This window comes from Mordavella massiliensis (assembly GCF_016902415.1).
Lineage (GTDB): Bacteria > Bacillota > Clostridia > Lachnospirales > Lachnospiraceae > Merdimonas > Merdimonas faecigallinarum.
Map to the genome: position 1 here is coordinate 1 of NZ_JACJLV010000115.1, position 821 is coordinate 821.

General features: G+C 26.4%; 1 protein-coding gene. It reads left to right on the plus strand.

Features of this window, described 5'->3' with window-relative positions; genetic code table 11:
• Positions 1-121: 121 nt before the first annotated feature.
• Positions 122-821 (plus strand): glycosyltransferase family 2 protein (locus H6A13_RS13030; protein WP_204909953.1); only part of this gene is annotated, 700 nt, incomplete at its 3' end.

The window sequence follows — 821 nt, forward strand, 5'->3', positions numbered from 1 at the left end:
TTCTTGGAGTAACTAATAGATGTATGGGAAAATGCAATATAAATGATGAAATTGATTATCAAAGTGTTAATGAAAAAATGAATATATTAATTGAAAAATCTATGTTGTATTTAAGTACGATATGAAAAAGTTATTAAAAAATTTTTGGTGTGATAATGATATGAAGAAAATAAGTATAATTGTCCCTGCATATAATGCAGAAAAAACTATCAAGCGATGTTTAGATAGTTTGATTGATCAAGATTATTCAAATATAGAAATACTTGTAATAGATGATGGTTCTAGTGATAATACCTATGATATCGTTGAAGAATATAGGAAAAAAAATTCTAATATTACTTTGGTTCATCAGAATAATCAAGGAGTATCGGTGGCAAGAAACAAAGGGTTAGAAATTGCTACGGGCGATTATGTGATATTTGTGGATAGTGATGATAGTCTTAATCCAGGAACTTGTTCTCTTTTAATGAATGTAGATATTGAGAATATTGATTTGATAATATTCGGATTAAATATTTATCGATCAGGGAAATTGTTGCGTACACCTCATCTTGATAATAATATAGTTAATTTGGATGAGTCACCAGAAAATTACTGGAAATTAAGAAGGATTAATTTGGGACCATGTAATAAGTTATACAAAAAACATTTAATTAGAAAAGTATTTGATTTGAATTTAAGTTTAGGTGAGGATACAAAATTTGTTTTGGATTATATGAGCAATGTACATAAGATTAGGATATTGGAAAATTGTTTATATAATGTATTTTTGGATAATGAGAATTCTTTAAATCGTCAATATAGAGAAAACAAACTTGATC